The organism is Pelagibius sp. 7325, assembly GCF_037652055.1.
Classification (GTDB): domain Bacteria; phylum Pseudomonadota; class Alphaproteobacteria; order Kiloniellales; family Kiloniellaceae; genus Pelagibius.
Genome location: NZ_JBBKAH010000002.1, coordinates 413,463 through 435,269, shown reverse-complemented (window position 1 = coordinate 435,269; position 21,807 = coordinate 413,463). Strand labels below are relative to the sequence as shown.

Genomic DNA, 21,807 nt, shown 5'->3' with positions numbered 1-21,807 from the left:
TCCTCGAATCGCGACCGTTGTGGGCTTTCGCGTCAGTCGACGTGTTCTTGCAGCACTTCCTCGACGAGGTCGTGAGACTGCTTTTCCTTGTTCCAGTCGGCAATCAGGTTCACCACGGCCTGCACAGCGACCAGCGTCACGATCAACAGGACGAGCGGCTTCATGGTGGCCGGGATCGGCGGATCCCAGGCGGTGCCGAAGGTTTCCCAGCGCATCAGCTTGGCGTAGGCCTCGTTGAATCCGCCCCACACCACGCCGGCCGCGAACAGGCAGATCAGCAGGGTCGAGACGACGTCGAAGGCGCGCTGCCAGTTGCGCGAGACCATGTCGTAGAGGATGAAGATGCGGATGTGGCCGCGCTGCTGCATCACGTACAGGCCGGCGAGCAGGTAGACCGCGCCGGCCGTCCACAGCGACATCTCGTTGACCCAGAGGGTCGGCTTGCCGAAGACGTAGCGCATGACGACTTCGTAGAACATGACCGCCACGACCCACACGATCAGGAACATCGCGACCCGGCTGATCGCGATGCTGATGCGGTCCATCCAGTTCTCTGCTTGGTGTTCCACCATCGGCTGGTTCCCTGACTTTTCCTGGGTCTGCCGCTCGCCCCACGGGCGCGGGGGAAAAGGTTAGCACAAGGCGCGCGGGTCGCCTGCTGGCAATCGTCGAACCGGCCACGGCCCTGACAGGGACCGTGGCCGGTTGCTTTCCCGCGCCGATGTGCCGGCGGGTTACTGGATGAGGCCGAGGGTTTTCATGAAGGCGACGTGGCTGTCGACGAGGGACTTCGCCTCCGGCGACTTCTTCGCCCACTCCTGCCACGAGGCCTGCGCCGCCTGGCGGAAGGTCGCGCGGTCTTCGGCCGACCACTCATGCAGGGTGACGCCCTGCTCGCGCAGCTTCGCGGCCGCCTCGTTGTTCGCCACCTCGAAGGTCAGCGCGGTCTGGAACGACAGCTTCTGCATGGCGACCTCGACGATGCGCTTCAGGTCGTCGGGCAGGGCGTCCCAGGCGTCCTTGCGGATCGCCAGATGGTCCGACGGCATCGAGTGGAAGCCGGGATAGGTGGCGTGCTTGACCAGATCGTAGAGGCCGATCGAGACGTTGTTGGCGAGGCCGGAATAGTCGGTGCCCTCGATGATGCCGGTCTCCATCGCGGTGAACACCTCGGTGAAGTCCATCACGATCGGGCTGGCGCCCAGATTGGCGAAGATCTCGGTCTCCATGCCCGGCGGCGAACGGAACTTCCAGTCCTTCAGGTCTTCCGGCCCGGCGATCGGCGTCGACGACGACAGCGACTCCTGGCCGTAGATCCACCAGCCGATCAACTGCATGTCGAACTCGTTGTAGAGCTCATTCGCGGTCTTGTAGCCGCCGTTGTTGTAGAGCCAGGCATACTGCTGCCAGGGCGTGTCGTAGCCGCCCATGATGTCGCCGACGAACTGGAAGCCCGGGTTCTTGCCGATCTGGTAAGCGCCGCCAGTCATGTCGCCGTCCAGGATGCCGCTGGCTGCTGCGTCGAAGGTCTCGACCGTCTTGACGACGGAGGAGGAGAAGAACATCTCGATGTCCAGCCGGCCGCCCGACATGGTCTCCACGTCGTCGACGAACTGCTGGGCCAGCTTACCGGAGGTCTGCTCCGGCCCGTAGTGGGTCTGGATTCTGAGGGTGTAGTCCGCGGCAAGGGCCGAGGAGAGGCCAAAGACCGAAGTCGCCGCCGCCACGGCGGCGCATTTGAGAACTTTCATCATGTTCCTCCCTATTCATCTGCAATGCGCCGTTGCGGCGGCGCGCGGCTATCGGCGCTGTGCTCCCGCGCCTTCGATGTGGGAGCCTAAGCCAATCGCGAAGCCGCTACAATAACAACTTGGTATCGCTACCATCGGCCGCGTCCAAGGCGCGCCTCCGGTCCGCAGCGGCGCGGGGAGGCGCTGCCGGCCGTCCGCCGGACAGGTCCGCCCGATTCTCAAGGGGGCGGTGCCGGCGGGCCGGCGGCCGGCAAATCTCCCTGGAGCCACCCGGAAAAGCATGATAGGAACTGCGCATGAAAATGACTCGCAATCGCAAAATCTAGCGGATTGGACTAACCCCGCTGGAGAAGTTGCGCCGCGGAACGCCGGGAATCCCAAGGAAATCTGGAGTTCCGGGAGAAGGCGGGCGGGAGATCATGAGGCGTATGGCTGATAGACTTTTACGGGCCTTGGCGCTGGCGGCAGTGGTGGCGCTGCCGGGTGCCTCCTGGGCCCAATCCGAAGAGGCGGCGCGCGGCGTCGCCATCGAACTGAACAAGCTGGAGCCCAACGGCGAAGCCTGTCGTGCCTACCTGGTGGTGAAGAATGCCGACGCTGCGGCATTCGAGTCGCTGAAGCTCGACCTGGTGATGTTCGACCGCGATGGCGTCGTCGCCAAGCGCCTGGCCGTGCAGGCGGCGCCGCTGCCGGTCGGCAAGACCAGTCTGAAGGTCTTCGACATCACCGGGCATGATTGCGCCGGCATCGGTTCGATCCTGCTGAACGACGTGCTGGACTGCGCGCCGGCGCCGCAAGACGGCGCCGGTTGCCTGGGCCTGATTGCCGCCTCGGCGCGCGGGGATGTGCCTTTCATCAAATGAGTGTCGCGCGGGCGGCGCGGCGAAGACTTGAAGGAAGTTGTTGTCCGTTATGAACGACACTGTGGAAAACGGCGCCGCGGCCCCCGACGGCACTGCCTCCGACGGGACTGCCCTGGACGGCGCGACGGCCGGCGGCGCGAGCAGCGATGCGATGCTGGCGGCGCCGCTGCCGGCAGACGGCACGCTCGATCGGCTGCTGGCGTTTCTCGATGCCGGCGGCCCGGTGGTGATGATCCTGCTGGCCTGCTCGGTGGTGGCGCTCGCCATCATCCTGGTGAAGCTGTGGCAGTTCCATAAGGTGCGGCTGGGGGAGCGGCGGCGTGCGCCACGGGCTATCGCGCTGCTGCGCGAGGGTCGGGCCGAGGAAGCCCTCGCCGTGCTGGCGGGCTCGCCCAACCCGGTGGCGCAGGTGGTCGCCCGCGCCATCCATGGCCGCCAGCGCCGCGATCTGCCGGAAAGCGTGGTGCGCGAGGAAGTCTGGCGCAGCGGCAACGAAGTGATCGAGAGCCTGCGCAGCCACCTCGGGGTGCTGGAGGTCATCGGCGGCATCGCGCCGCTGCTCGGACTCTTCGGCACCGTGCTGGGCATGATCGAGGCTTTCCGCCGCCTTGCCGAGGCCGGCAACCAGGTCGATCCCTCGATCCTTTCCGGCGGCATCTGGGAAGCGCTGCTGACCACCGCCGTCGGCCTCGCCGTCGCCATTCCCGTGGTGGTGCTGTTCAACTGGTTCGAGCGTCGCATCGACCGCGTGGCGCAGGAGATGGACAGCCTGGTGACCCAGGTCTTTACGCAGGATCTCACGCCGCGGCGCCCGCAGCGGCCTGAGCGGAGTCCGGAACAAAGCAATGACAGCGCAAGTCTCCGCCTCGCCGGCGCCGAGTGACCGCTTCGCACCGGGCGGCCCTGGGGTCAGAGGAATCGGCGCCAGCGGCTTCGCAGGCGGTCGGCGGCATCGTGCGCGCATCAGCCTCACGCCGCTGATCGATGTCGTCTTCATCCTGCTGGTCTTTTTCATGCTTGCTTCCAGCTTTCTCGACGAGCGTGCCCTGAAGGTCGATGCGCCCGCGGCGGCTGTCGGCGGCAGCTCGATGGCAGGCGCCCTGCTGGTCGAGTTGCGCGGCGACGGCCTGCGCCTAGCCGGCCAGCGGCTCACAGCCGATCAACTGGCGTCCCGACTGGCCGAGCATGCCGCGCGCAATCCCGAGCAGCGTGTGCTCATCAAGCCGGCACCGGGTGTGTCTCTGCAGGGCGCGGTTGCGCTGATCGACCGCATCACGGCGGCGGGGCTGACGCAAGTCTCCTTTGTACGTGACCCCGGCGTCCCAAATTCGGCGCGCTGAGGAGGTTGAAGCGATGCGTTTCATGCGACCAGCGAGAAAGGCAGACGCGGAGGAAGGTATTCTGCCGCTCATCAACGTGGTTTTCCTGCTGCTGATCTTCTTCATGCTCGCGGGCCGTCTGACCGTCGCGGCGCCCTTCGACGTCGCGCCGCCGGAATCGGCGGCCGCCGGAGCGCCGCAGACGGCCGGGGACGACAGGCCGCAGGAGACGGTGATCTGGCTCGCCGCCGACGGTCGCATGGCGCTGGACGGCGCGGTGCTGGATGCGGCGGCGCTGAAGGCGCAGCTTGCCGAGCGGCTGGCGACAGACCCGGCGACCCCTGTCCACCTGAAGGCCGACGCCGAGGCGGAAGCCACCGCCGTGGTGGCGGTGATGGAATCGCTGCGCGATGCCGGCGTGCGCCGCCTGCAGCTCTTCGCCCAAGCAGCACCTCAGCTGCAGGAGCCGTCTCAGGCCACGGGAGCCCAGCCATGAATTCCCTGGATACCGGCATCAGGACGCGGCACTGGATGATCGCGTTGGGCAGCGCGCTGGCGCTGCATGCCGGGGTGGCGCTCTATTTCGGTTTGCAGGAAGCTTCCGGCGCGGTGGCCGTGGGCCTCGGCGGCGTCGCGGTGGATCTCGGCACTGCCGGCGGCTCGCCGGGTGAGGCCAAGGCAGTCGAATTCGACGAGGCGACCAGTGAGGCGGCCTCCGTGCCGGAGGCGGAGACGGTCGACCCCGAGGCAGTCACCGAAGCGGTGGCCGAAAGCGTGCCGACCGAGACCGTATCCGAGGTGACCGAGGCCGCCGAAGCCCCCGTTGCGGCGCCGACAGAGACCGTGGCACCCGAAGCGCCAAGCGAGGTCGTGGCGGCCGAGGTCCCGCTCTACGCGCCGGAAGAGCCTGCCGAGCCGGAAGTGGCCGAGGTCGCCGAGGTCGTACCGCCGCCGGCCGAAACGGCGGCCGAGCCAGTGGAGGAGACCACCGCCGCGCCCGCCATGGCCACCCCGGCGCTGCCGCCGCGCAAGCCGCAGCGCGAGCCGGAAAAACCGCAGGAGGTGGCGGCGCGGCCGCAGCCGGCGGCCGAGGTACAACGGCATGCCGAGTCGGAAGTGACCTCGGCATCGCGCGCGCCTGTGGTCGGCGAGACGGCCCCCGACGCGCTGGTCGGCACCGGCGGCAAGGCGGGCAAGGGCGACACCGCGGCCACCGGCATGGAGCGCGGCCAGAGCGCCGGCGGTATGCCGGGGCAGTCGGCCGATTACAAAGCACTGCTGATGGCCTGGCTGGAAAAGCACAAGGAATACCCGCGCCGCGCCAAGTTGCGGCGCCAGGAGGGCACGGCCTATCTCAGCTTCGTGATCGACCGCGACGGCCGCCTGCTGGAGTATCGCCTGGATAAGAGCTCGGGCTACAAGCTGCTCGACGAAGAGGTGACCGCGATGATCGAGCGGGCCGCGCCGCTGCCGCCGGTGCCGGGCGATCCGACGGATGGCCGCTTCATCTACACCGTGCCGGTGAACTTCAACCTGCGCTGAGGCTGCGCTTGCCGGCGTTTCCGTCCTGCCCAGCTGGATGGTGTTGGGCGGGATCGTGTTCGGCAGAATCCTGATTGGCGGGATTCCGGCCACGGGCGCCGTGGCCGCCGGAACCGTGATCGCCGCTCGGCGGCGCGGTCAGCACCCGGCCCAGCGGCAGGCGCAGCACGGCGGTGGTGCCGGCACCGGACACGCTCTCCAGGTGCAGGGAGCCGCCGTGGAGCTCGACGAAGGAGCGCGCGATCGGCAGGCCGAGGCCGGTGCTCTTCATGCCGCTCACCAGGTTTGCGCCGTGTTCATAAGGGTGGAATACCAGGTCCAGCTTGTCGGCATCGATGCCGACGCCGTTGTCGGCGAAACGCACTTCCGCGCCGCCCGCGTCCACGGCGACGGTGACCTCGATGCGGCCATGCTCCGGCGTGAACTTTGCGGCGTTGGACAACAGGTTCAGCGCGACCTGCTTCATCAGGCGAGGGTCGGCGATCAGCGTTACCCGCGGCAGCGCGCAGGTCAGCAGCATTTCCTTGTCGCGGCCCTGATTGGTGGCGGCGATCATCTGCAAGGTGTCGTCGAGCAGGCTGCGCAGATCGATCTCGGATTCCTGCAGAATCATCTTGCCGGACTCGATCTTGGCGAGATCGAGCAGGCCATCGATGAGGCCCAGCAAATGCACTGCCGAGGCGTTGATGTCGTTTACGTACTCCTGGTAGCGCTCGTTCACCTCGCCGAACACGCCCAGGCGGATGATCTCCGAGAAGCCCATGATGGCATTCAGCGGCGTGCGCAGTTCGTGGCTCATGTTGGCGAGGAACTTCGACTTGGTGCGGTTGGCGTGCTCGGCCTCATTGCGCGCGGCGATGGCTTCCTCGCTGCTGCGCTGCAGGGCGGCGGTGCGCTGGCGCACACGCTTTTCCAGGTCGATGTTGAGGTTGGCGAGGCGTGCTTCTGCCTGGACGCGTTCGGTCACGTCGGTCTCGGTGACGACCACCACCCATTCGCCGGTGCGCGGGTCGCGCCCGCGCCGCGCCTGCACCTGATGCCAGCGCAGACCCCTGGCGGTGCGCACCTTGAGGTCGCGCAGGAACGGGGTGCCCGCGGCAACGCACTCGCGCATGGCCCGCAGGATCTGCGGATCGCTGAGATGCTCGGCGAGGTCGCTGCCCGCCGTCGTGTCCCGGCTCTGGCTGTAGGTCTCGACGGCGGCAGGGTTGCGTGACAGCAGCTGGCCGCCGATCGAATAGGTGCTGACCATCAGCGAGGTGTAGCGCGTCGCCTCCAGGAGGCGCAGAGCCTCGTCATTGCCGCTCATGTCCAGCGGCGCCGAAGTTTCGATCAGGATGGCGTCGCTTCCCTCGGCGATGGTCACCGGGGTGATCGCCAGCAGCAGCGGCGTCGGCACGTTGTCGGGATAAAGCGTCCAGGCCTCGGTCACCACCTCGCCCGGCGGGGTATTGGCGATCACCTGGGCGATGCGCTGGCGCACCGTCGGGCTGTCGTTGCTGAAGTCGCGCGCCAGCAACTCGTCCAGCGTCTGCGCGCGCCAGAACCTTAACGCACGCCGGTTGGCCCACCACATGGTGTGGTGCTCCGCGTCGAATACCCAGATCGGCGTGTTCAACAGGTCGAAGGGCTGCAGGGCCTGCCGCTCGGCAAAGTGCTGTTTGCCCAAATTCTGTATGCCAGTTGAAGCCATGAAGGCACTTCTCTCCAGCGTCATAAGCGGCGACGTCGGCCGGACCTGTCAGGCCCGGGCTCGGCAGTGAGAACACATTACAGCTTTGCGCGGGCGGGGCCTGAGACCGTTAGGTTGAATTTGTCTGGCTTTGAATATTCGGCCGCCGCCGTCGAATACCGCGCCATTAGCCTTCGGGCGCTGGCGGAGTCAAGTGCGCAGAGGGCGGCAGCGCCACAACCCAACCGCGAGGTTGTCAAAATGCCCGCGAAAGCCGCGAAAGTCCGCGGGGCCGCCGGATCACGAAGCTGTCATCCCAAGGTCGCGAGAAAGTCATGCAGGAGGGTTAAGAGAACGGATTCATGGCCAGCAGGTGACAACGCCTCGCGCCGCTCCGGGAAACGACATGCGATTCCTTAGCCCCGCCGAAGACTTTACCTACGCCGCGCCCGACGATGCCGCCTGGCGACGGGCCGTCATCCACGGTATCGAACAGCTGACCGGCAAGCCGCGGCTGTGGCGCCTCTATGCCGAGTACTGCTCGGGCGCCCAGGGCCGAGAGGGGTCGGGGGCGGGCGACTTCTTCGCTGAGGCGGTCGAGCGGCTGTCGCTCGGTCTTTCAATCGAGCGTCGTGCCCTCGCGCGCATCCCCTGCGAAGGCCCCCTGGTGGTGGTTGCCAATCATCCCTTCGGCGTCGTCGACGGCATCGTGCTCGGCTATCTGCTGTCGCGGGTGCGGCCCGACTTTCGCATCGTGGTGAATTCCGTGCTCTACCGCCTGCCGGAGCTGCAGCCTTTCCTGCTGCCCGTCGACTTCGCGGAGACGCGCGAGGCGCAGGCGGTCAATCTGGAAACGCGGCGCCAGGCCCGCGCCGACCTCGCCGCCGGGCGGGCCATCGCGATCTTCCCGGGTGGGACGGTGTCGACCGCGGCCTCGCCGCTCGGCCGTGCCGCCGATCCGGAGTGGAAACCCTTTGTCGGCCGCCTGGTGCAGGAGTCGCAGGCGACGGTGGTGCCGGTGTTTTTCGAGGGACAGAACAGCCGGCTTTTCCAACTCGTCAGCCAGGTCTCGATGACCCTGCGCCTCTCGCTGCTGTTCCGCGAGGTGGTGAACAAGATGGACCGAGAAGTCGCCGTCAATATCGGCGCGCCGCTGCGCTACGCTCAGCTCGCGCACCTGCGAGACCGCCGAGCGCTCACCGAACACCTGCGCACCCTTACCTACGCATCGCAGAGCTATGCTTCGGTGGCGGAGAGGGGAGACGGCTTCGCGACGCCCTTCGAACCGCCGCTCGGGCCCGTCTTCCATCTGCAATAGCGTGCCTTCCCCGCCGTCTTAAGGCGCCGTCTTTAGAGGTAAGGCCGGCTATTTGGCGCTAGGGCCGTTGACGCGACGGCTCGCTTGGCCGGAGACTCCGCTCCAATCAGTCGGATTGCGAAAGGGGGAGGTGTGCCATGGCGGACTCCAACAGCTACGGCGGCGTCGTCAAGGATCCGCTCGACCTGCGCGACCTCATCTACGAAAGCGGGCTCTTCGAGCTGCCGTTCAAGGTCGACAACCGCAAGAACGTGCCGGTGATCCTCGACCAGGGACAGGAGGGCGCCTGCACCGGCTTCGGGCTTGCGGCCGTGGTGAACTACCACCTGCACAACCGACTGGATTCCGCGCCGCCCAAGACCAAGCCGGTCGCCAACAAAGAAAAGGGCGCCAGCGCCCGCATGCTCTATGAGATGGCCAAGCGCTACGACGAGTGGCAGGGCGAGAACTACGAGGGTTCCTCGATCCGCGGCGCCATGAAGGGCTGGTCGCGTCACGGCGTGTGCGCCTGGGCCGACTGGCCCTACGACGCCAAGAAGCCGGGCCGCCTCACGCCGCAGCGCCAGCGCGCCGCCCTCGACCGCCCGCTCGGCGCCTACTACCGGGTGCGCCATCTGCACCTCAACCAGATGCAGGCGGCGCTCACCGAGGCCGGCATCCTCTACGCCAGTGCCCAGGTCCACGAAGGCTGGCAGAAGGTTGGCAAAGACGGCGTCGTCCCCTACAGCAAGACCATGATCGGCGGCCATGCCTTCGCCATCGTCGGATACGACCGCGGCGGCTTTTGGATCCAGAACTCCTGGGGTCCGACGTGGGGCAACAAGGGCTTCTGCTACATCGGCTACGACGACTGGCTGGAGAACGCCTACGACTGTTGGGTGGCGCGTCTCGGCGTGCCGACGCTGACCTTGGCCGGGGACCCGTCGCTGGAGCACGGCCGTGCCGCCGAGTTTGGCTTCGTGGCAGACGAGTCGGTTGTGCTGGAGACCATCCGCCCGCACTTCGTGAACCTCGGCAACGATGGCCGCTTCTCGCAGTCCGGCCTCTATTCCAGCGACGAGGAAGACGTCGAGAATGTGGTGCTGGCCGGCTTCAAGGAGATGTCGAAGGACTGGGCCGGCGCCCGGCGCCTGATGATCTACTGCCACGGCGGCCTCAACAACGAGAAGGCCTCGGCGGCGCGCATCTCCTCGATGCAGCGCTACTTCCTCGACAACCAGATCTACCCGCTGCACTTCATGTGGGAGACGGGCATCCTCGAGTCCGCGCGTGGCATCGTGCAGGACGCTTTCCGCCGCGGCCGGTTCCAGGGCTGGACCGATGACATGAAGGAGCGCTTTTACGACCTGCTGGACGAAGGCATCGAGCTGGCGGCGCGCCCGCTGGGAAGGCCGGTCTGGGCGCAGATGAAGGACAATGCCTTGCGCGCCTCGGACGACGGCGGCGGCGCCAGCTTCACTGCGGCGAAGATCGCCGCCTGCTTCGAGGCGTTGGGCGACGAGGCGGAACTGCACCTCGTCGGCCACAGCGCCGGCAGTATCTTCATTGCCCATCTGATGGAGGTGCTGCACCTCCTGGACCTGCCTGTGAAGTCGCTGACCCTCTTCGCGCCGGCCTGCACCCTGGACCTCTTCGAGGCCAAGATCGCCCCTCATATAGGCAAGCGCATCGAGCGTTACGCCCAGTTCAATCTCGTCGACAGCGTCGAGCGCGACGACTGCGTCGGGCCGGTCTACCACAAGAGCCTGCTTTACCTGGTCTCCGAGAGCTTCGAGCCGCGCCATCGCGCTCCGTTGCTGGGCATGGAAGCCTTCGTCAATCCCCCCAAGAAGCGGCTTGATGCCGCGCCGGAAGCAGATCGCAAGCAGGTGGCGCGTGTGAAGCGCGTCATCGGTGCGCCCAAGGCCGAGAACGGCAAGACCGTAATCCGCACGCAGAACGTGCCGGTCAGCCTGAAACTCGATTCCTGTAGCAGCACCCACGGCGGCTTCGACAACGACGAGCCCACTCTGAACTCGATGCTTCGGATCATCACCGGCAAAGCCAAGCTGGCGCGCGAGTTCTGAGAACCGGTTTGCCGGAGTTGCGCCGGGGCCGGGAGGATTCCAAGATGACTGGCAGCACCCTGCACAGCGGTGCAGCTTTCGTCCCCGTTCCCCTTCTCCTCCCGGGCCCGCCTTGTCGATCTTCCAAAGCCGCTTCCGTCCCTGGCTCGATCACTTGGGGCTCGACGATCCGGGCGCCTGGCCCGCTTGGGAGCTGACGGCGGCGGAAGGCGCGGGCTTCGCCGCCGCGCTGGCCGACGGCGGACGGGTGGCCGGGGAGCGCCTCACCAATCTCTACGGCGCGCACAGCGACACTTTCGGCGCGGTCGCCCTGGTCGAGGCCATGGCGGCGGCTGCCCTGCCGGAAGAAGAGCTGCAGCGGGCGGCACTGGTACTGGCCGCCTGCGATCATCACCACCTGCGCCTGACGCCGCCGCGCGCCGCGCCCGGCGGCCTCGCCAATCCCGCCAACGCCCGGCGCTGGAAAGCACTGCAGCCGTACCTGGTTCGCCGGGCCACCGCGCTGCTGCGCGACAACGCCGCCGAGGCCCTCATGTGGCGCGCCATCTTCGCGCGCGTGGCCGACAACTGGGCGCCGGTCGCCCAGCTGACCCGTGCCATGCAGCAGGAACTGAACGCCAGCGGCCTGTTCGACACCGTGGAGGTGACGCTGGAGCTGAACCCGCCGGTCGCGGGCGGCGGGCGCTGGATCGCCATGCAGGCGAAGGGGGCCTTGGCCGAGCTGCGCCGCCGCCTGGACCGGCGCGAGGCCTGCCCCGTCGAGCTGATCCGCGATGCCGAGGACGACCTGCCGGCCGTCGACCTCGCGGTGGTCTATCGCCTGGAGGAGGAACTGAGCCTCGGGCGCGACGGCGTCGAGCGGGTGCGGCTCTGGCTTTACGATCCGCGCCGTGGCGAAGCGCCGGTCAGTCTGCGCGTGACGCTGGCCGACGACGGCATCCAGGCGGTCGAGCAGCCTGCCGATCCCGAGCGTCCGTCGGTGAAGGCGTTGCGGCTGGTGAAACTGGAAGCGGCCGACCCGCCTGTCACCGGCTGGCGTCGCTGGTGCCGCGCCGTCCACCCCTGGGGCTGCGGCTGGTGGCTGCACCGGGTGGTGGCTCTGGCCCTGACGCGCGGGCGGGAGCGGCCGGTCTGACCTTTCGGGTAAGCCTTGGCAATAAAGGCTAGTCCCTCTGAAATCGCCGTGCAGCTTCAGTTCCTGAAGTTGATTGCCGCCGCCTTTGCCCGTGATGATCACGACGTCGCCGCCCTGACATGGAAAAGGAGGCATTCCGATGCCCCAGAAGATCGACCTGACCGCCGTACTCGCCGAACTCGGCCCTCGTTTCGCTGCCCGCGCCGCCGCGCACGACGCCGGTGACAGCTTCGTTGCCGAGAACTACCAGGCCCTCAAGCGTGCCAAGGTGTTCACCGCCCTGATTCCGCTGGAGATCGGCGGCGGCGGGGCGGGCCATGCCGAGGTCTGCGCCTTCCTGCGCGGGCTTGCCGGCTACTGCCCGGCGACGGCTCTGGCGCTCGCCATGCACCAGCATCTGGTCGCCGCGGCGGTCGCCAACGACCGCGCCGGGCGCCCGGGCCGCAAGCTGCTCGACAAGGTGGTGGCGGAGGACGCCATCCTGGTCTCCACCGGTGCCGCCGACTGGCTCGAGTCCAACGGCCGGGTCGAGCGTGTCGACGGCGGCTACCGTGTCACGGCGGTGAAGCCCTTCGCCAGCGGCTCGCCGCTGGGCGATCTGCTGATCACCTCGGCCGTCTACGTCGACCCCGCGGAGGGGCCGCAGGTCATGCACTTCCCGGTGTCGCTGAAGGCCGAGGGCGTGCGCTTCCTCGACGACTGGCAGACCATGACCATGCGCGGCACCGGCTCGCAAACCGTGAAGCTGGACGGCGTTTTCGTGCCCGAGGCGGCGGTGGCCCTGAAGCGGCCCCAGGGGCCGTTCCACCCGGCCTTCGCGGTCATCGTCACCGTGGCCATGCCGATCATTATGTCCGTCTACCTCGGCGTCGCCGGGGCGGCGGCGGCCATTGCCCGCGACCGCGCCAAGTCGCGCGGCGACGACCCGGTGGCGCCCTTCCTGGTCGGCGAGATGGAGAACCTGTTGACCACGGCGGAGATCGCCGTCGACGACATGGTCCGCCTGGCCAACGGCTTCGATTTCGCGCCGTCGCCCGATCTGGCCAGCAAGGTGCTGGTCCGCAAGACCATCGCCGCCAACGCCGTCATCGCCACGGCGGAAAAGGCGTTGGAGACGGCGGGCGGCAGCGGTCTCTACCGCAAGCTGGGGCTGGAACGCCTGCTGCGCGACGCCCACGGCGCGCAGTTCCACCCGCTGCCGGAAAAGCGCCAGCAGCTCTTTACCGGCCGCCTTGCCCTCGGCCTGGAGCCGGTTGCCGCCAAGCCGGAGGCGCCGCGCTGCGCGGCGTGAGAGGCTGGCTGGCGGCCTTGCCCATCGCGCCCGCGCGCGTCAGGGTGCACTTCAGCACCCTCGACGGCGCGGGAGGCGATCCGGGTGGACATCGATTTCTCCGATCCCGGCTTTCTGGAAGAACACATCCGGCGGACGCTGGCGTTCTATCAGCCGAGCGCCTTCGATCCGGCGGGCGGCTTTTTCCAGCATTTCCGCGACGATGGCAGCGTCTATGAGCGGAAGACACGGCACTTGGTGTCGAGCGCCCGTTTCGTCTTCAACGAGGCCATGGCGGCGCGGCGCTTCGGCGGCGGGCAGCATCTTGCCCTGGCGCTGCACGGTCTCGCTTTCCTGGAGGACCGCCACCGCCAGCCCACCGGCGGCTATGCCTGGGTTCTCGACGGCGAGCAGGTGGCGGATGCCACCAACCACTGCTACGGCCTGGCCTTCGTCATGCTGGCGGGCGCGACGGCACTGCTCGCCGGGTTGCCGCAGGGGCGCCCGGTCCTTGAGCAGGCCTGGGATCTCATGGAGCGCCATTTCTGGGAGGCCGAACACGGCCTCTACAAGGACGAGGCCTCGCTCGACTTCTCGAAGATCAGCGCCTATCGCGGCCAGAACGCCAACATGCACGCCTGCGAGGCCCTCATCTGGGCCTTCGAGGCAACCCGGGAGCGCCGCTACCTGGATCGCGCGGCGCTGCTCGCCGATACCGTGACGCGGCGCCAGGCGTCATTGGCCGGCGGCTTGGTCTGGGAGCACTATCATGAAGATTGGACCGTCGACTGGGCCTACAACCGCGATGACCCTAAGCACCTGTTCCGCCCCTGGGGCTTCCAGCCGGGCCACCAGACCGAGTGGGCGAAGCTGCTGCTGATCCTCCACCGCCACGCCCCAGCCGACTGGCACTTGCCGACGGCGCGCAGCCTCTTCGACCGTTCGGTGGAAACCGCCTGGGACGCGGAACACGGCGGCCTCTGCTACGGCTTCGATCCCGAGGGGCGCGTCTGCGACGGCGACAAGTACTTCTGGGTTCAGGCGGAAAGCTTCGCGGCGGCCAAGCTGCTGGAACTGGCGACCGGCGATCCAGCTTACCGTGATTGGTACGCCCGGATCTGGCGCTATTCCTGGGACCACATGGTCGATCACCACCACGGCGCCTGGTTCCGCATCTTGACGCAGGACAACCGCAAATACGACGACCTGAAATCCCCCGCCGGCAAGACCGACTACCACACCATGGGCGCCTGCTATGAGGTGCTGCGGGCGCTCGAGGGTTGAGCTTGCTCGCTCACACTGGGCAGAGCGATCAGATCTGCTGATCTGCGGGAGGCACGCTGAATTGGCTGGGTGGGATCCCATCGGGCATACCATCACGCCAAAAAGGCCCTTGAACATCCAAAGTCTGCGTAGACGGAATGATTGGGTCCGGGATGCGCGCGAGATCTGGTAGTTCGATCCCATTCTCCCGCCAGCCGTCGAAAAGCGTGGCAGCTTTCGCCGCTTTGTTTTCGCAGTCCGCCCTGAAGATCAAATACAGCTCGCTGTGGTGTTTTTGAAACATCAGGCCGGCCAGGGTTTCATCTGCGAGAGCTCTATTCGCGGCCGCGATCGAGTTGGCCACGTCCCCCTCTATCTTTTTGTATGCTGGACCAGTCGAGCCGATACCCCACCATGCATTCGCTGCGTGAGGGCTTGGCGGTCGCCATTGCCGGCATGGCTACCGCCAGCGCCAAGCAAATCGCAGAATATCGGAGCGTTGGCATCTGTTTCCTGTTCAAGCCGGCGGATCATCCAATGGTAATAGCAGTGCCGTCTGGCAGGCTATCTGGTTCTTTTTCCTTGGCGGGCCGGGTGCCAGTGGTACTAGGCTGGGACCATGCACGATTCCCTCTTTGCCCGCATCGAGGCCAAGCGCGACGACCTGGTCGCGCTGACCCAGGATCTCATTCGTTTTCCCACGGTGAACCCGCCGGGCGAGGCCTATACGCCCTGCGCCGAGTTCCTCGGCAACCGTTTGAGGGCGCGCGGCTTCGAGGTCGGCTATCACCGGGGCGAGGGGGAGGCCGGCGATTCCGACCGCTACCCGCGCACCAACCTAGTGGCGCGCAAGGAGGGCACGGCGCCGGGCCCCTGCGTCCACTTCAACGGCCACATCGACGTGGTCTCGGTCGGCCACGGCTGGAGCGTCGATCCCTTCGAGGGGCTGGTGCGCGACGGCAAGGTCTACGGGCGCGGTGCCTGCGATATGAAGGGCGGCATCGCGGCCGCCGTTATCGCCGTCGAGGCTCTTTTGGAGGAACACAACGGTCTGCCGGGCGCGCTGGAGATCTCCGGCACCGTGGACGAGGAGTCCGGCGGCTATGGCGGCGTCGGCTACCTGGCGAAGCAAGGTTTCTTCTCCCGGCCGCGGGTCGACCACGTGATCATCCCTGAACCGCTGAACGTCGACCGCGTCTGCATCGGCCACCGCGGCGTCTGGTGGGCGGAGGTCGAGACCCACGGGCGCATCGCCCACGGCTCCATGCCCTTCCTCGGCGACTGCGCGGTGCGCCACATGGGCGCTTTCCTGCAGAGGCTGGAAAGCGAGCTCTACCCGGCGCTGGCGGGCAAGCGCACCGAGATGCCGGTGGTACCGGAGGGCGCGCGGCAGTCGACCCTCAACATCAACTCCATCCACGGCGGTCTCACCGAGGACTATGACGGCCTGCCGGCGCCGCTGGTGCCGGACTCCTGCCGCCTGGTGCTCGACCGCCGCTATCTCATCGAGGAAGACCCGGAGGAGGTGAAGCGCGAGATCGTCGCCCTGCTGGAAGGGCTTAAGCACGACCGCCAGGGCTTCGACTATGCCCTGCGCGAGGTTCTGGCCTTCCAGCCGACCATGACCGATCCCGAGGCGCCGGTGGTGCGCGCGGTCTCCGCCGCAATCCAGGAAGTGCTCGGCAGACCGGCCGAGCAGGTGGTCTCGCCGGGCACCTACGACCAGAAACACATCGTGCGCGTCGGCCAGCTGGAAGACTGCATCGCCTACGGCCCCGGCATCCTCGACCTCGCGCACCAGCCCGACGAATACGTCGGCATCGACGACATGGTGGCCTCGGCCAAGGTGATGGCCGCCGCGACTTTGGCGCTTTTGGGGGAAGCAGGGCGCCGCTAAACTCCCGCTCACGCAGAAAAAGCGGAAGGCGCCAAGCGCGGACCGCAGATGACGGAGGCAGTGCAGTCATGAAGCAGCGTGTCCAGCGGACTTTCACCGCAGCTTTCCTCGCCGCCAGCGTTCTTGGAACGGGTCTCCTGGGCGGCGCGTCGGGGGCTTTCGCCGCCAAGGACAGCCTTACCCTCGGCATGGTGCTGGAGCCGCCGCACCTCGATCCGACGGCGGGCGCTGCCGCGGCCATCGACGAGGTGGTCTACGCCAACATTTTCGAGGGGCTGACGCGCATCGACCGCAACGGCGCGGTGAAGCCGGCGCTGGCGGAAAGCTGGACGGTCAGCGACGATGGCCTCACCTATACCTTCGCCCTGCACCAGGGTGTGAAATTCCACGACGGCACGGACTTCGACTCCGCCGACGTGAAGTTCTCGCTCGACCGCGCCATGGCGGAGGACTCGACCAATGCGCAGAAGGGGCTCTTCGCCTCCATCGCCTCGGTGGCGGCCCCGGACCCCGGGACCGTGGTCATCACGGTGAAGCAGCCCACCGGAAACCTGCTGTTTAATCTCGGCTGGGGCGATGCGGTCATCGTCGCGCCGGAAAGCGCGGCGGAGAACAAGAACAATCCCGTCGGCACCGGGCCTTTCAAGTTCGAGCGCTGGGTAAAGGGCGACCGCGTCGAACTGGTAAAGAACCCCGACTATTGGGGTACGCCGGCCAAGCTGGCCAAGGCGACGATCAAGATCATCCCGGATCCTTCGGCGGCGACCGCGGCGCTGATGGCGGGGGATGTCGATGCCTTTCCCAACGTGCCGGCTCCGGAGGCGTTGGCGCAGTTCGAGGCCGACCCGCGCTTCACCGTGGTGATCGGCTCCACCGAGGGTGAGACCATTCTCGCCATGAACAATGGGCGTGGCGCTTTGAAGGACGTCCGTGTGCGCCGTGCCCTGGCCCATGCCGTCGATCGCAAGGCCGTCATCGACGGCGCCATGTTCGGCTACGGCACGCCGATCGGCAGTCACTTCGCGCCGCATCATCCGGCCTACGTGGATCTTACGGGGCGCTATCCTTACGACATGGCCAAGGCTAAGGCATTGCTGGCCGAAGCCGGCTATGCCGATGGCGTGACCCTCAGCCTCATGCTGCCGCCCCCCAGCTACGCGCGACGTGGTGGGGAGATCGTCGCCGCACAGCTCGCCGCGATCGGCGTGAAGACGGAAATCACCCAGTTGGAATGGAAACCCTGGCTGGAGCAGGTTTTCAAGGCCAAGGACTACGATCTCACCATCGTGTCTCACGTTGAACCGATGGACATCGGCATCTACGCCCGCGACGACTACTATTTCGACTATCACGACGCGGATTTCAAAGCGCTGATGGCGAAGCTGGATACGACGGTGGACGAGAAAAGCCGCTATGCGATCTTTGCCGAAGCACAGGAAACCTTGGCGGAGGACTGCGTGAATGTCTTTCTTTTCCAGCTTGCTAAGCATGGCGTCTGGAACAAGGACGTCATGGGCCTCTGGGAGAACACGCCCACGCCCGGCAACGACCTGACCGAAGTTTACTGGCAGTAGCGTGGCGGAGAGTCTCGGCCTCCCCACACGAAAACTGTCATCCCGGCACTTGTTGCCGGGATCCATTGACTCCACCGTCGCACAGGCTGCTGGTCAGGATGCAAGGTTCGCACGACTGCGCGTGCGATTGACGCCGATGGGCCCCGGGGTCAAGCCCCGGGACGACACCCCGGGTGGCGGCAACCGCTTCTGCGTTGATCGTCGGCACTGAGCCATGGCCCTGTTCCTCCTGCAGCGTCTCGCCGCCCTGGTCATCACTCTGCTGGTCGCCAGCCTGGTCGTTTTCCTGGTGATGGAGGTGCTGCCGGGCGATCCCGCCTCCATCATGCTGGGGATGAACGCGCGGCCGGACACCCTGGCGGCGCTGCGTGAGCAGATGGGGCTCAACGAGCCGGCAGTGACGCGTTATCTGACCTGGATCGGCGGCTTGGTCACCGGGGATCTCGGTACCAGTGTGACCTACGGCGTGCCGGTGTGGGAACTGGTGCGTGAACGCTTGAGCCTTTCCCTGCCGCTCGCCCTCTTAGCCATCCTGCTCTCCACGGTCCTTGCGATTCCGCTCGGCGTGCTGGCAGCGGCAAAGCGGGGCAGGGCGACGGACGTTGGCGTCATGGGCTTCACGCAGCTCGGCATCGCGGTGCCGAACTTCTGGTTCGCCATCCTCTTGATCCTGCTCTTCGCCGTGCACTGGCAGGTGCTGCCGGCGGGCGGCTTTGCCGGCTGGGAGGAGGGTGTCTGGCCCGCCTTGCAGAGCCTGCTGCTGCCCGCCGTGGCGCTGGCGCTGCCGCAGGCGGCGATCCTGGCCCGCGTCACCCGGTCCTCCGTGCTGGAGACTCTGGGCGAGGACTACGTGAGGACGGCGCGGGCCAAGGGCCTCACCCGCAGCGCGGCGCTGTGGCGCCATGCGGTGCGCAATGCCCTCATTCCCGTGGTCACCATCATGGGTCTGCAGTTCTCCTTTCTGCTCGCCGGCACCATCATCATCGAGAACGTCTTCTACCTGCCGGGGCTCGGGCGCCTTATCTTCCAGGCTATCGCCCAGCACGATCTCATCGTCGTGAAGGATCTGGTGATCCTGCTGGCCGCCGCGGTGATCGTGGTGAACTTCGTCGTCGACCTGCTCTACGCCGTGCTCGATCCGCGCCTGCGCGGGAGGTCTGCGCCATGAGAGACCCCGGGAGCAACCTCGGGAGCGACCTTGGGAGCGATCACGGGTCGCGGGAGATCTGGCGTGAGTACTGGCTGCGCGGGCGCCGCTCCGCCGCCTTCGTCTTCGGTTTGACGGTCACCTTGGCGCTGGTCGCGGTGGCGCTCCTCTCGCTGATCTGGACGCCCTATCCGGTCGACGTCATGAACATTCCTGCCAAGCTGCAGCCGCCCTCGGCGGCCCACTGGCTGGGCACCGATCAGTTCGGACGGGACGTGCTCTCGCGGCTCATAGGCGGGGCGGTGAATTCGCTGGCTGTCTCCCTGGTCGCCGTTGGCATCGGCGCAGGGCTAGGCGTGCCGTTGGGGGCGCTGGCCGCGGCACGGCGCGGCCTGGTCGAGGAAGTGGTGATGCGCTTCAACGACTTCACCTTCGCCTTCCCGGCGCTGCTCTCGGCTGTGATGATCACGGCGATCCTCGGTCCCGGTGCGATCAACTCCATCATCGCCATCGGCATCTTCAACATCCCTGTCTTCGCGCGCCTGACGCGCGGGGCGGCGCTCAGCCTGTGGCAGCGCGACTTCGTCATGGCCGCGCGCGTCGCTGGCAAGGGCAGGACGCGCATCACCGCCGAGCACATCCTGCCGAACATCGCCAGCCTGCTCATCGTGCAGATGACCATCCAGTTCGCCCTCGCCATTCTCGCCGAGGCGGGCCTCAGCTACCTCGGGCTCGGCACCCAGCCGCCGGCGCCTTCCTGGGGCAAGATGCTGAACGAGGCGCAGACCCTCATGGTTCTGGCGCCGCATCTCGCGATCTTTCCGGGCGTCGCCATCATGGTGACGGTGCTGGGCCTGAACCTGCTGGGCGACGGCCTGCGCGACCTGCTCGACCCGCGGCTCAGGAGGCAGCGATGAGCTTGCTCTCGGTGCGCGATCTCTCGGTCAAGCTGGGTCCGGCACCGATTCTGGAGGCCGTGAGCTTCGACCTCGCGGCGGGCGGGAGCCTCGGCATTGTCGGCGAGTCGGGCTGCGGCAAGTCGATGACGGCGCTCGCCATCATGGGGCTGCTGCCGGAAGGCGCGCGGGCTTCAGGCGAGATCGTCTTCGAGGGCGAAGACCTGCTGGCGCTTTCCGAAGCCGAGCTATGCAGGATTCGCGGCCGCCGGCTCGCCATGGTGTTTCAGGAACCGATGACCGCCCTGAACCCGGTAAAGACCATCGGCTTCCAGGTCGCCGAGGGGCTGCGCTGGCACCTCGGCCTTGCGCGAGGGGACGCCGAGGCGCGGGCGGTGAAGCTGCTCGACCGCGTCGGCCTGCCGCAGCCGCGCTTCTCGCCCGGCCTCTATCCGCACCAGCTCTCCGGCGGCCAGCGCCAGCGCGTGGTGATCGCCATGGCCCTGGCCTGCGAACCGGCGCTCTTGATCGCCGACGAGCCGACGACGGCGCTCGATGTCACAAGCCAGGCCGCGATCCTCGACCTGCTGGCCGAGGTGGCCGAAGAGGCCGGCCTCGCCCTCGTGCTGATCACTCACGATCTCGCCGTCGTCTGGCAGAACACCGCCGCGATGCTGGTGATGTATGCCGGGCGCGTGGTGGAGCGCGGGGCGACGGCGGCGGTATTCCAGCGCATGGCTCACCCCTACACACGCGGCCTCCTGGCCGCTTCGCCGGGCGCGCTCGACGCCCCTCTGCCTGCCGGCCGCCGGTTTGCCACGATTCCCGGTACGGTGCCGGATCCGCGGCACCGGCCGGCCGGCTGCGTCTTCGCAGGACGCTGCCCGCGGGTGCAGGACGACTGCCTGCCCGCGCAGCCCGCGGACTTCGCCATTGACGGCCACGCCGTCGCCTGTCTGCACCCGCACCGCGAGGAGACTCCGCTGTGAGCGAACTGCTGCGGGTGGAGAACCTTATCCTCGACTATGCGCTACCGCGCCGTCACCTCTTCACGCCGGCACCGGTGCATCGCGCCCTCGACGATGTCAGCCTCACCCTGGCGAAGGGCGAGAGCCTGGCGGTGGTCGGCGAGTCGGGCAGCGGCAAGTCGACCCTTGCGCGTAGCGTCTTGGCGCTGGAGAAGCCGAGCGCCGGTCGCGTCATTTTTTTGGGCCGCGATGTCTTCGCGCTCTCCATGTCCGAACTGCGCGCGCTGAGGCGCCATGCGCAGATGGTGTTCCAGGACCCCTACGGCTCCCTCGACCCGCGCCGCAAGGTCGGCTGGATCGTCGCCGAGCCGCTCGACGCTTTGGAGGCGGTCGGCCGTGACGAGCGCCGCGCACGCATCGCCGGGGCGCTGACCTCCGTCGGTCTCAGGCCGGGCGATGCCGACAAGTTTCCGCACGAATTCTCCGGCGGTCAGCGTCAGCGTATCGCCATCGCGCGCGCTCTCATCACCCGGCCCGACCTCATCGTCGCCGACGAGGCGGTCTCGGCCTTGGACGTCTCGGTGCAGGCGCAGGTGCTGAACCTCTTCATGGACCTGAGGGAGCAGCTGGGCTTGAGCTATCTCTTCATCAGCCACGACTTGGCGGTGGTGCGCCAGGTGGCGGACCGGGTGATCGTCATGCGCGACGGGAAGATCGTGGAAGGGGGCGCGACCGAGGCCGTGTTCCGCGCGCCGCAGCATCCCTATACGCGCGCGCTGCTGGAGGCCGTGCCGCGCATCGGCGTACCGCGGAAGCGGCAGGTTTAGAGCGGCGCGGGCTGCAGCAGGCTCTCGGCGATGGCCGTCCACTCGGCGTCCAGGCTGTCGTGGCAGTGCGGCTTGCCGGCGCGGCGGTACCAGTAGCCGGCATTGCCTTCGTCGCCTTCGACCCGGTGCAGGTAGGCATGCACCCAGGCACCCTCGGCGCTGCCGTCGTCCTGCGCCAGGCGGTGGGCGAGGTCCCACTCGCCGCGCGCGGCGTGCCACAGGGCGTGCTGCAGCGCTGTGAGGCCGCTGGGCGGTTCCGGGTCGTTCAGGCTGGCGCGAAAGGCCTTCAGGTTCATAGG

21 protein-coding genes are annotated in these 21,807 nt (G+C 67.4%); 16 read left to right on the top strand and 5 right to left on the bottom strand.

The genetic code is table 11. The features are described from left to right. Positions 1–32 precede the first annotated feature (32 nt). Together WDC82_RS04055 and WDC82_RS04050 are read right to left on the bottom strand one after the other, a co-directional pair. The gene (locus tag WDC82_RS04055) at positions 33–572 is read right to left on the bottom strand and encodes a TRAP transporter small permease (RefSeq protein ID WP_340115973.1); all 540 of its coding nucleotides are present in this window, start codon (positions 570–572) and stop codon (positions 33–35) included. 162 nt (positions 573–734) lie between these two features. Next, positions 735–1,751, bottom strand: coding sequence for a TRAP transporter substrate-binding protein (locus tag WDC82_RS04050; protein ID WP_340115972.1), 1,017 nt, complete (start codon positions 1,749–1,751; stop codon positions 735–737). Between the two features lie 428 nt (positions 1,752–2,179). On the opposite strand from WDC82_RS04050, the gene WDC82_RS04045 reads away from it, so the two are divergent. The 5 genes from WDC82_RS04045 to WDC82_RS04025 are packed head-to-tail and all read left to right on the top strand — an operon-like array spanning position 2,180 to position 5,475. Then, positions 2,180–2,614 carry a Tat pathway signal protein gene (locus tag WDC82_RS04045; RefSeq protein WP_340115971.1) on the top strand — a complete coding sequence of 145 codons (435 nt, stop codon included), beginning with the start codon at positions 2,180–2,182 and terminating at the stop codon, positions 2,612–2,614. A 49-nt stretch (positions 2,615–2,663) separates the two neighbouring features. After that, on the top strand, positions 2,664–3,497 hold the full coding sequence (locus tag WDC82_RS04040; protein ID WP_340115970.1) for a MotA/TolQ/ExbB proton channel family protein: 834 nt from the start codon (positions 2,664–2,666) through the stop codon (positions 3,495–3,497). Beyond that, positions 3,460–3,954 (top strand): biopolymer transporter ExbD, encoded by a 495-nt coding sequence (locus WDC82_RS04035; RefSeq protein WP_340115969.1) that lies wholly within the window; start codon positions 3,460–3,462, stop codon positions 3,952–3,954. Before WDC82_RS04040 ends, WDC82_RS04035 begins: the two co-directional genes overlap by 38 nt. Before the next feature lie 13 nt (positions 3,955–3,967). Further along, a complete protein-coding gene (locus tag WDC82_RS04030) occupies positions 3,968–4,429 on the top strand; it encodes a biopolymer transporter ExbD (RefSeq protein ID WP_340115968.1) in 462 nt (153 codons plus the stop codon). Then, on the top strand, positions 4,426–5,475 hold the full coding sequence (locus WDC82_RS04025; RefSeq protein ID WP_340115967.1) for a TonB family protein: 1,050 nt from the start codon (positions 4,426–4,428) through the stop codon (positions 5,473–5,475). The genes WDC82_RS04030 and WDC82_RS04025 overlap by 4 nt, the downstream gene beginning before the upstream one ends. Here WDC82_RS04025 and WDC82_RS04020 read toward each other — a convergent pair. Further along, positions 5,462–7,168, bottom strand: a complete 1,707-nt coding sequence (locus tag WDC82_RS04020; protein ID WP_340115966.1) for a HAMP domain-containing sensor histidine kinase — start codon at positions 7,166–7,168, stop codon at positions 5,462–5,464. The genes WDC82_RS04025 and WDC82_RS04020 overlap by 14 nt on opposite strands. Before the next feature lie 385 nt (positions 7,169–7,553). Between WDC82_RS04020 and WDC82_RS04015 the strand changes: the two genes are divergently transcribed. From WDC82_RS04015 to WDC82_RS03995, 5 genes are all read left to right on the top strand, one after another. Continuing rightward, complete coding sequence (locus WDC82_RS04015) at positions 7,554–8,465, top strand: lysophospholipid acyltransferase family protein (protein ID WP_340115965.1); 912 nt, start codon at positions 7,554–7,556, stop codon at positions 8,463–8,465. A 137-nt stretch (positions 8,466–8,602) separates the two neighbouring features. Further along, positions 8,603–10,531, top strand: a complete 1,929-nt coding sequence (locus tag WDC82_RS04010; RefSeq protein ID WP_340115964.1) for a C1 family peptidase — start codon at positions 8,603–8,605, stop codon at positions 10,529–10,531. A gap of 112 nt (positions 10,532–10,643) precedes the next feature. Beyond that, a complete protein-coding gene (locus tag WDC82_RS04005; protein WP_340115963.1) occupies positions 10,644–11,666 on the top strand; it encodes a hypothetical protein in 1,023 nt (340 codons plus the stop codon). A gap of 139 nt (positions 11,667–11,805) precedes the next feature. Continuing rightward, complete coding sequence (locus WDC82_RS04000; protein ID WP_340115962.1) at positions 11,806–12,957, top strand: acyl-CoA dehydrogenase family protein; 1,152 nt, start codon at positions 11,806–11,808, stop codon at positions 12,955–12,957. 84 nt (positions 12,958–13,041) lie between these two features. Then, positions 13,042–14,220 (top strand): AGE family epimerase/isomerase, encoded by a 1,179-nt coding sequence (locus WDC82_RS03995; RefSeq protein WP_340115961.1) that lies wholly within the window; start codon positions 13,042–13,044, stop codon positions 14,218–14,220. 28 nt (positions 14,221–14,248) lie between these two features. On the opposite strand, the gene WDC82_RS03990 is transcribed toward WDC82_RS03995, so the two are convergent. Continuing rightward, entirely contained in the window at positions 14,249–14,563 is a 315-nt protein-coding gene (locus tag WDC82_RS03990; RefSeq protein WP_340115960.1) for a hypothetical protein, read from the bottom strand. A gap of 255 nt (positions 14,564–14,818) precedes the next feature. On the opposite strand from WDC82_RS03990, the gene WDC82_RS03985 reads away from it, so the two are divergent. The 6 genes from WDC82_RS03985 (at position 14,819) to WDC82_RS03960 (ending at position 21,508) form a co-directional block, all read left to right on the top strand. After that, positions 14,819–16,096 carry an acetylornithine deacetylase/succinyl-diaminopimelate desuccinylase family protein gene (locus WDC82_RS03985; protein WP_340115959.1) on the top strand — a complete coding sequence of 426 codons (1,278 nt, stop codon included), beginning with the start codon at positions 14,819–14,821 and terminating at the stop codon, positions 16,094–16,096. 68 nt (positions 16,097–16,164) lie between these two features. Beyond that, positions 16,165–17,670 (top strand): ABC transporter substrate-binding protein, encoded by a 1,506-nt coding sequence (locus WDC82_RS03980; protein WP_340115958.1) that lies wholly within the window; start codon positions 16,165–16,167, stop codon positions 17,668–17,670. Between the two features lie 214 nt (positions 17,671–17,884). Then, complete coding sequence (locus WDC82_RS03975; RefSeq protein ID WP_340115957.1) at positions 17,885–18,838, top strand: ABC transporter permease; 954 nt, start codon at positions 17,885–17,887, stop codon at positions 18,836–18,838. Next, positions 18,835–19,734, top strand: a complete 900-nt coding sequence (locus tag WDC82_RS03970; RefSeq protein WP_340115956.1) for an ABC transporter permease — start codon at positions 18,835–18,837, stop codon at positions 19,732–19,734. Before WDC82_RS03975 ends, WDC82_RS03970 begins: the two co-directional genes overlap by 4 nt. Beyond that, a complete protein-coding gene (locus WDC82_RS03965) occupies positions 19,731–20,702 on the top strand; it encodes an ABC transporter ATP-binding protein (RefSeq protein ID WP_340115955.1) in 972 nt (323 codons plus the stop codon). The genes WDC82_RS03970 and WDC82_RS03965 overlap by 4 nt, the downstream gene beginning before the upstream one ends. Next, entirely contained in the window at positions 20,699–21,508 is an 810-nt protein-coding gene (locus WDC82_RS03960; protein ID WP_340115954.1) for an ATP-binding cassette domain-containing protein, read from the top strand. Before WDC82_RS03965 ends, WDC82_RS03960 begins: the two co-directional genes overlap by 4 nt. Here WDC82_RS03960 and WDC82_RS03955 read toward each other — a convergent pair. Continuing rightward, the gene (locus tag WDC82_RS03955; protein ID WP_340115953.1) at positions 21,505–21,804 is read right to left on the bottom strand and encodes a hypothetical protein; all 300 of its coding nucleotides are present in this window, start codon (positions 21,802–21,804) and stop codon (positions 21,505–21,507) included. The two genes, WDC82_RS03960 and WDC82_RS03955, sit on opposite strands and share 4 nt — an antisense overlap. Between the last annotated feature and the right edge of the window lie 3 nt (positions 21,805–21,807).

Coding starts and splice junctions, on each gene's coding strand:
- WDC82_RS04045 (WP_340115971.1), top strand. CDS start 2,180: ATGGCTGATAGACTTTTACGGGCCTTGGCGCTGGCGGCAGTGGTGGCG.
- WDC82_RS03965 (WP_340115955.1), top strand. CDS start 19,731: ATGAGCTTGCTCTCGGTGCGCGATCTCTCGGTCAAGCTGGGTCCGGCA.
- WDC82_RS04015 (WP_340115965.1), top strand. CDS start 7,554: ATGCGATTCCTTAGCCCCGCCGAAGACTTTACCTACGCCGCGCCCGAC.
- WDC82_RS04010 (WP_340115964.1), top strand. CDS start 8,603: ATGGCGGACTCCAACAGCTACGGCGGCGTCGTCAAGGATCCGCTCGAC.
- WDC82_RS04055 (WP_340115973.1), bottom strand. CDS start 572: ATGGTGGAACACCAAGCAGAGAACTGGATGGACCGCATCAGCATCGCG.
- WDC82_RS04030 (WP_340115968.1), top strand. CDS start 3,968: ATGCGTTTCATGCGACCAGCGAGAAAGGCAGACGCGGAGGAAGGTATT.
- WDC82_RS04025 (WP_340115967.1), top strand. CDS start 4,426: ATGAATTCCCTGGATACCGGCATCAGGACGCGGCACTGGATGATCGCG.
- WDC82_RS03975 (WP_340115957.1), top strand. CDS start 17,885: ATGGCCCTGTTCCTCCTGCAGCGTCTCGCCGCCCTGGTCATCACTCTG.
- WDC82_RS04020 (WP_340115966.1), bottom strand. CDS start 7,168: ATGGCTTCAACTGGCATACAGAATTTGGGCAAACAGCACTTTGCCGAG.
- WDC82_RS04050 (WP_340115972.1), bottom strand. CDS start 1,751: ATGAAAGTTCTCAAATGCGCCGCCGTGGCGGCGGCGACTTCGGTCTTT.
- WDC82_RS03980 (WP_340115958.1), top strand. CDS start 16,165: ATGAAGCAGCGTGTCCAGCGGACTTTCACCGCAGCTTTCCTCGCCGCC.
- WDC82_RS03985 (WP_340115959.1), top strand. CDS start 14,819: ATGCACGATTCCCTCTTTGCCCGCATCGAGGCCAAGCGCGACGACCTG.
- WDC82_RS04035 (WP_340115969.1), top strand. CDS start 3,460: ATGACAGCGCAAGTCTCCGCCTCGCCGGCGCCGAGTGACCGCTTCGCA.
- WDC82_RS03970 (WP_340115956.1), top strand. CDS start 18,835: ATGAGAGACCCCGGGAGCAACCTCGGGAGCGACCTTGGGAGCGATCAC.
- WDC82_RS03955 (WP_340115953.1), bottom strand. CDS start 21,804: ATGAACCTGAAGGCCTTTCGCGCCAGCCTGAACGACCCGGAACCGCCC.
- WDC82_RS04040 (WP_340115970.1), top strand. CDS start 2,664: ATGAACGACACTGTGGAAAACGGCGCCGCGGCCCCCGACGGCACTGCC.
- WDC82_RS04000 (WP_340115962.1), top strand. CDS start 11,806: ATGCCCCAGAAGATCGACCTGACCGCCGTACTCGCCGAACTCGGCCCT.